Here is an 8,037-nt window from a genome sequence, read left to right on the forward strand (position 1 = left end):
AAAGTGAATTATTACCCCCGTAAAGTTTCGGGTTTCTCAGCGTAGCAAAGGACGATTTATGATTACCGTCGACGGCAACGGTGCGGTGGCTTCGGTCGCTTTCCGCACCAGTGAAGTGATCGCCATTTATCCCATCACGCCCAGTTCCACCATGGCGGAACTGGCCGATAGTTGGTCTGGCGAAGGTCGCCGCAATATCTGGGGTGATATCCCTCGCGTGGTGGAGATGCAGTCAGAAGGCGGCGCGATTGCTACCGTGCACGGTGCGTTACAAACCGGCGCCCTTTCCACCACGTTCACGTCATCGCAGGGCCTGCTGCTGATGATCCCGACGCTGTATAAACTCGCCGGGCAGTTGACACCGTTTGTCCTGCATGTTGCTGCGCGAACTGTTGCCACGCATGCGCTGTCGATATTTGGCGATCACTCTGATGTGATGGCGGTGCGCCAGACCGGTTGCGCACAACTGTGTGCTTCCAGCGTGCAGGAAGCGCAGGATTTCGCGTTGATTTCTCAGATGGCTTCACTCAATAGCCGCGTGCCCTTTATCCACTTCTTCGACGGTTTCCGCACCTCAATTGAAATCAACAAAATCGTTCCTATTAGCGATGAAACCCTGCAAGCACTGATGCCAGCACAAGCGATCGCAGAACATCGTGCACGCGCATTGACGCCGGATCGTCCAACCATTCGCGGCACCTCCGCCAATCCTGATACCTATTTCCAGTCACGCGAAGCCACTAATCGCTGGTATGACGCCTGCACCGGCCATGTTGAAGCCGCTATGGACGCGTTTGCCGCTAACACCGGTCGCCAGTATCAGCCGTTTGAGTTTTATGGTCATCCGCAGGCTGAGCGCGTGATAGTGATGATGGGGTCGGGCTGCGGCACCGCCGAAGAAGCGATTGATGTTCTGTTGCAGCGCGGCGAAAAGGTCGGATTGGTGAAAGTGCGCCTCTATCGTCCGTTCTCAGCGGCGCATCTGATCAAAACGCTGCCTGCTTCGGTTCAGCGCGTGGCGGTGCTGGATCGCACCAAAGAGCCCGGCGCACTGGGTGAACCGCTGTTCCTGGATGTGATGACCGCACTGGCTGAAGCCTTTAGCCGGGGTGAACGCCCGACGCTGCCGAAAGTGATCGGCGGGCGCTACGGTCTGTCATCGAAAGAGTTTGCCCCTGATGCCGTGCTCGCTGTGTTCCGTGCGCTGCAGCGTGAACAACCGCCTGCGCGTTTCACCGTGGGTATTTATGATGATGTCACGCACTTATCGCTGCCGATGGAGGCCAACATCGTGCCGAACCGGGCGCGACTGGAAGCGCTGTTTTACGGCCTCGGCAGTGACGGCAGCGTGAGCGCCAGCAAAAACAACCTGAAGATCATCGGCAATGCCACGCCGTGGCACGTGCAAGGCTATTTCGTTTATGACTCGAAAAAAGCGGGCGGCCTGACTGTTTCCCATCTGCGCGTCAGTGAACATCCCATCCAGTCGGCTTATCTGGTGCAACAGGCTGATTTTATTGGCTGTCATCAACTGCAATTTATTGATAAATATTCGATGCTTGACCAGTTGAAACCGGGCGGCATTTTTCTGCTGAATACGCCTTATGCCGCTGATGAAGTCTGGTCACGCCTGCCGCAGGAAGTGCAGAGCCAGCTTAATGACAAGCAGGCGCGGTTTTATGTCATCAATGCGGCGCGTATTGCGCGTGAATGCCAGCTCGGTGCGCGCATTAATACCGTGATGCAAATGGCGTTCTTCCAGTTGACGCAGATTTTGCCCGGCGACAGTGCATTAACCGAACTGCAAAACGCCATTGCACGCAGTTACAGCAGTAAAGGCGAGGAGCTGGTGCAGCGTAACTGGCAGGCGCTGGCGATGGCTCAACAGGCGCTGGAAGCGGTGCCGCTACAGGCGGTTGATCAGCAAAGCCCGCACCGCCCGCCGGTGGTATCCGATAGCGCACCGGATTTTGTCAAAACCGTCACCGCCGCCATGCTGGCAGGATTAGGCGACAAATTGCCGGTGTCCGCACTGCCGCCAGACGGCACCTGGCCCGTTGGCACCACACAGTGGGAAAAACGCAACATCGCCGAAGCGATCCCCATCTGGCAACCCGACCTGTGCACGCAGTGTAATCACTGCGTAGCAGCCTGCCCGCACGCGGCGATTCGCGCTAAAGTCGTTGCGCCTGAAGCCATGGACTCCGCGCCTGAATCACTCGCTTCTCTCGACGTCAAATCACGCGATATGCGCGGCCAGAAATACGTGTTGCAGGTGGCACCTGAGGATTGTACCGGCTGTAATCTGTGTGTCGAAGTGTGCCCGGCCAGCGATCGCCAGCACCCGGAGATTAAAGCCATCAACATGCAATCCCGTCTTGAGCATGTTGAAACTGAAAAGGTGAATTACGATGCGTTTCTTGCGCTGCCGGAAATCACGGCGGAACAGCTGGAACGCATTGATATTCGCACCTCACAACTGATCACCCCGCTGTTTGAGTATTCAGGCGCCTGTTCCGGCTGTGGGGAGACGCCGTATATCAAGTTGCTGACGCAGCTGTATGGCGATCGCCTGTTAATTGCCAACGCCACCGGTTGCTCATCCATATATGGCGGTAATCTCCCCTCCACCCCTTACACCACTAACGCTGAAGGACGCGGACCGGCATGGGCCAATTCCCTGTTTGAAGATAATGCTGAATTCGGGCTCGGTTTCCGCCTGAGCGTTGATCAGCAGAAACAGCGTGCGCTACGTCTGTTAGATCAGTGTGCGCCACAGTTGCCTGACGCTTTAGTGGCAGCATTGAAAGAGGAAAATGTCCTGCCCTCTGTTCGTCGCGAGCAAATCGTTGAACTGCGTCAGCAGCTGGCGGCTTCATCATCAGCGCACGCAGGCGAATTGCGGGTTATCGCCGATGCGCTGGTGGAGAAATCTGTCTGGCTGATTGGAGGCGATGGATGGGCCTATGACATCGGCTATGGCGGTCTTGATCATGTGATGAGCCTGAGCGAAAACGTCAACGTGCTGGTTCTCGACACCCAGTGCTATTCCAATACCGGCGGACAAGCCTCCAAAGCCACGCCGCTCGGCGCAGTCACCAAGTTTGGCGAGCAAGGGAAGCGCAAAGCACGTAAGGATTTAGGCGTTGCCACCATGCTGTATGGGCATGTGTATGTGGCCCAAATTTCGCTGGGCGCGCAGTTGAATCAGACGGTGAAAGCGATTCAGGAAGCGGAAGCCTGGCCCGGCCCATCGCTGATCATCGCCTACAGTCCGTGTGAAGAGCACGGTTACGACCTCGCCTACAGCCATGAGCAGATGCGATTGTTGACCACCAGCGGATTCTGGCCGCTGTATCGTTATGACCCTCGACGTGCAGAACAAGGTAAAGCGGCACTGGCGCTGGACTCTCGCCCGCCCACCTCGGTGCTGGAAGAGGTATTGATGAACGAGCAGCGTTTCCGCCAGTTGCAAACCCGTGAACCGGAAGCCGCCGCGCAGATCTGGCAGGATGCAACCGAAGCCGCCAATCAACGCTATCAAAGACTGGCGGAAATGGCCGGTAAAGTAGAGAAAAGTGACTAAATGAACTAAGCCCGGCGCGCTGGCCGGGCTTAATGATTTAACAGGGTTGAAGCTGAATAATTGCCATCTCAACCGCGCGATTGGGCGAGCCGGTTAACTCCCGATAGCGCAGTTGCAGATTACGCAATTCTGTCGCTACCACCTCTTTTTCTGTTGCTGATCCACGCTGTGCCAGCTCGAGATAACATTGCCCGACTAGCCGGCACGCTTCTTCAAAAACCATGTCGTACGTTTGCATCTGCCTCTCCTCACCTTTAGAAACTAAAAAAACACTTCATCCATCCTGTCAGGCAGCGATGCGCACAATCTTTACCCAGATCAATAAATGGGCATATTGTTCTGGCAAAGTGTGCGGTTTTATCGCAGGAATCCTTGAAAAGAGATCACATCAGACTGGCATTCGCCTGCGCAATCCGTACCATACGCACTCATGTCATAAGGGTTCATTGCCGCTGAAGCTTTATTCAGCCGCCAACGACCCTTGCGTTCATTCTCAAGCGTGAAAATAATGTCAGAAAATCAAGAAGTAACCAAAAAGAACAATATAATCTGAAGACATAAGACAGTTACTACAAGTTCTTGGCAGTAATGGATAGCCTTGATATTTCATTCGGTTAGAATATTGCATAAGTACGCAGTTTTACACTGACCGCCAGTGACAATGCCCCATTTAGTGCTCTGAAAAAGATATTTGCCCCTGATTTCGCCCCTCGTTTATCTCCCTGAATAGATCGTTAGCTCCCACAATCGCTGCATTATTAATCTTTATGAAACATCAAAACTATGTGCGCATCAGTTATTTTTCCTAAGTTGTGCCAGGCTTAGAGTCGATGCCTCATTAATGGAGATTAAAATGAATAAAGTTGCCTGGCTCGCAGTAATGTTACCTCTCAGTTTTGGCGCTTGTGCTGAAACCGGCGGATTTGAAGCGGGTAAAACACCACCTCCTCAGAGCAAAGAAGATGCAGGTTATAAAGGATCCGAAGACACCGCGGAAACACCGATCACACTGATAAAAGATTTCCGCCAGGGCGGTTATGTCACTCTTGAAGGTTACATTGTTAAAAAAGTGAAGGGCAACATTTATCAGTTTCGTGATAGCACGGGCACAGTAAACATTGACGCTCCAGAGGCTACCTTTAAAGGCAAAACCTTCAATTCTGAAGATAAAATCCGCGTCAGTGGCAAGGTGTTTGGCAAAGGTAAAAATGCGCATTTAAAAGTTTCACGTATAGACGAACCCTGATAAGTAAACGATGGCCCCGCTCATTAAGGGCAGGGGCCTGACCCCTTAATAGCTAGCGCTAGCTCAAACGGCTAGAGTGTGCATCCATAAAATCCGGTGGTTGAAAGCCTGACACCTTCAGCACATACCGAATAAGTTCAATACTACTTTCAATAAACGTCCATCTCTCCCGCTTTAGATTACATGATGGCAAACCTGGTATTTAATGATTGCGAATCTGACTATAGCAAGCTGAATAAAGGATTTTGATTGTTTAACTTTGCTCCTGGTGTAGAGGTAAACTTCACTCGGTTAAGCTAATTATTTTATGGTGTTAGGTCACTAACACTGCTTAGTTTTATCTATGGCAAAGCAGGCATTACCTTAAAAAATTTACTTAGTCATGACTTAATCTTACCGCTTCGCATGCAATCCCATTATCACAGTCTAAACTCTGTTTTATCGCTACCACTTTCCTGTGATATCGATAAAACTCCGTTTGATCATGATTCGCACTCTTTGTGCAGGCCCGGCTCGCCACCAGCTCCGGGCTTTTCTTTTAAATGGAGATTCTCATACACTTCTGGTTTTGAATCTTTCAATATTTCTAAAACGAGCACTAATGGAGCATTTTGAAAAGAGGGTATTAAATCAGAGGTGCTGTACATAAATTAAGCGCACCTTTCCATTTGATGAGAATTTAGCCTTTGAATGCATTTCTGTCCGGTTCAATGCGATTCTTCCGGCTTCAATTGTACTTTTTGAATGACTGTTAGCCAATGCAAGTATTATGTGTTTTTTATTTTCAGGCAATTACAGTGGTGCACAATAACCATATTGACTATACGTTCACTTGCCCCTGACGGGTGTTTTTTTGTACTCAACTGGCAATGGTTGCATCACTACATGCGATACAATGTAAGATGCGTCATATCAGAAAGTACAATCATTATCCCAAAGATTGCCCACGATTAAACTCACCTGTAGTGCGGTCTTTCTTCCTGTATGGTCTACAGTTGTTGGTAAATAAAATTCCTCCTGAATGAGAAAACAGGTCCGTATGAGAAACCTGACGATTCCTGCACTAACGACTGTGCTTTTGCTTGCAATAATTTTTCTGCTACAGGCACAATGGATTTCCATGATGTGGTAAAACGTCTTATCATGGCAGAACAATAAAAAAGATAAATGATTATTAGACACTCTCTGCACAGGCTGAACTCAAGGGCATCCTGTGCTTTTTTTTGCGTCAAAGTCTGTGTACTTCATTAAAGAGTCTATTTCATGCTGTTAACGTTAATATCGGATTACTTAAGTAAAAGGCGAAAGATTCTCCACCCGAATTATCCTATCTATCGTTTTGTGTGTCTTTCTTTCGACCTTCTTACACTGCCCCCCTGACTGAATCACCTTCTTCCTGCCATCATCAAACCTCAAAACATCAACTGTTCTCATTCTTTTTGCCGCTTCGCTAGCGTTTAATCAGTTACAGTCTATTTTCAAAAGGTCGCCTTTTACTTCCCTGTTTAGACGACACAACTCTTATTGGAAATGTTTGGCATACATTGATGCCGCCCGGGTGACTGGATTCTCCCGGGCTCTTTATTTACTACATCAGATTGGCGATCTATCTTGTACCTTTATGGCCGTGACCTCATGAGTAACTACGCCAAGGATAGCCATATCTTCCAGTAAGTCTTCTTCCAGAATCACTCCTTCATCCGTTATTACCCGGTTTGGATGTATGTATAGGTTTCCCCACTCATACATCCCTAACATATCCAGCAAAACAGTATCACCATCTTCCGGCCGCAGTCGTTCATCAATGATACAGGTCCGCCCCTGAAACTCGACCACATAACATGTTGTGCTTGTGGGTAGCAGCAGTTGAAGAGGATTTAGTAAAAATGTCACCTCGCAACGGGGAGGTCCGAAAAGCGGGTGGTGTAAGCCGGCGACAGCATTTCCCGCTTCATAGCCCATGTTTTCTGCATACCCTGTCCTGCAAACCATAATTTCCCCTTCCCGCTTTGGTTAAGGCCGTCAACGACACGCATCAGCGTTTCACTGTTAGCCTGTGGCTTAAATTCGTCAAAGAGATTGAGCTGAGAAACGCCCTGGCTATAGAAATCTCCCAGCATCACGCCGGCTTTCATAAAGCGGCATCCATCGAGCCAGATGCGATCCAGTGACTCCATGGCCACGCGGATAATGTCCCGCGTGTCGTTGGAGGGTGTTATCAGCGAGCCCATTGCCTGATTACCGTAAAACGTCTCCCCTACCGCGTGCGGACTGGTTCGGACGAAAACGGCTATCTGCCGGCAGTATTGTCGTTCACTTCTGAGCTTTTCGGCCGCGCGCTCGGCATAAGCACACACCGCCTGACGCATATCCTGGTATTCCGTTATGCGGGAACCGAATGAACGCGAACAGACAATCTGCTGTTTCGTGGGCGCAAATTCCTCCAGCTCGAGGCAGGGTTCGCCACGCAGCTCCCTCACCGTCCTTTCCAGCACCACATTGAAATGCTTACGGATGATGTACGTGCTATGCTCTGAAAGGTCCTTCGCGGTGATGATGCCCATCGCATTCAGCTTTTTGCTAATACGCCTGCCCACTCCCCACACATCCTCGACCTTCACCAGTTCCATCAGCCTGCGCTGGCGCTCAATGTTCGATAAATCCAGCACGCCCCTGGTTTTCGTCCATTTTTTGGCGGCGTGATTGGCCAGCTTGGCGAGCGTCTTAGTGGGTGCTATCCCCACTCCAACGGTCAGATGCGTATCGCGCTTTACGCGCGCGCGAATTTCCCGCCCGTAGTCTTCCAGCACACGGCAATTACGTATCCCGGTCAGGTCCATAAAAGCTTCGTCAATAGAGTAGATTTCAACTGAGGGTGCCATATCTTCCAGAGTGGTCATCACTCTGTTACTCATGTCTGCGTATAAGGCGTAATTGGAACTGAATACCTGAACTTTATGACGCCTGAACTCGTCTTTGAGCTTGAAGTACGGTGCCCCCATAGGCAGCTGCAGTGCTTTCGCTTCTGCCGAACGCGCGATAACACAACCATCGTTGTTAGAGAGGACAACTACCGGCTTGCCACGCAGGTCCGGTCTGAACACCGTTTCACAGCTGGCGTAAAACGAGTTCACATCCACCAGGGCAAACATTAACGGCCCATCGTCTTAATGGAGTGCCGGACCACGCCGAAGATTTCAAACTG

5 protein-coding genes are annotated in these 8,037 nt (G+C 50.6%); 2 read left to right on the plus strand and 3 right to left on the minus strand.

Annotated elements, in window-relative coordinates; genetic code table 11:
• Positions 1-58 precede the first annotated feature (58 nt).
• Positions 59-3,586 carry a pyruvate:ferredoxin (flavodoxin) oxidoreductase gene (gene nifJ / locus FD737_RS06085; protein ID WP_160832979.1) on the plus strand — a complete coding sequence of 1,176 codons (3,528 nt, stop codon included), beginning with the start codon at positions 59-61 and terminating at the stop codon, positions 3,584-3,586.
• 37 nt (positions 3,587-3,623) lie between these two features.
• Here nifJ and FD737_RS06090 read toward each other — a convergent pair whose 3' ends face one another.
• The gene (locus FD737_RS06090; protein ID WP_034821329.1) at positions 3,624-3,824 is read right to left on the minus strand and encodes a DUF2767 family protein; all 201 of its coding nucleotides are present in this window, start codon (positions 3,822-3,824) and stop codon (positions 3,624-3,626) included.
• A gap of 615 nt (positions 3,825-4,439) precedes the next feature.
• Here FD737_RS06090 and FD737_RS06095 point away from each other — a divergent pair.
• Positions 4,440-4,832 (plus strand): YgiW/YdeI family stress tolerance OB fold protein, encoded by a 393-nt coding sequence (locus tag FD737_RS06095; RefSeq protein ID WP_097117058.1) that lies wholly within the window; start codon positions 4,440-4,442, stop codon positions 4,830-4,832.
• 482 nt (positions 4,833-5,314) lie between these two features.
• Here the strand turns inward: FD737_RS06095 and FD737_RS06100 are convergent, their stop codons facing one another.
• Together FD737_RS06100 and umuC are read right to left on the minus strand one after the other, a co-directional pair.
• Positions 5,315-5,479, minus strand: a complete 165-nt coding sequence (locus FD737_RS06100; RefSeq protein ID WP_160832980.1) for a hypothetical protein — start codon at positions 5,477-5,479, stop codon at positions 5,315-5,317.
• A gap of 1,242 nt (positions 5,480-6,721) precedes the next feature.
• Positions 6,722-7,984: a translesion error-prone DNA polymerase V subunit UmuC gene (gene umuC / locus FD737_RS06105; protein WP_160832981.1), complete on the minus strand. Its 1,263-nt coding sequence runs from the start codon at positions 7,982-7,984 to the stop codon at positions 6,722-6,724.
• Positions 7,985-8,037: the final 53 nt, after the last annotated feature.

It is taken from the genome of Pantoea sp. Seng (genome assembly GCF_009829935.1).
In the GTDB taxonomy this organism is placed as follows: Bacteria; Pseudomonadota; Gammaproteobacteria; order Enterobacterales; family Enterobacteriaceae; genus Pantoea; species Pantoea communis.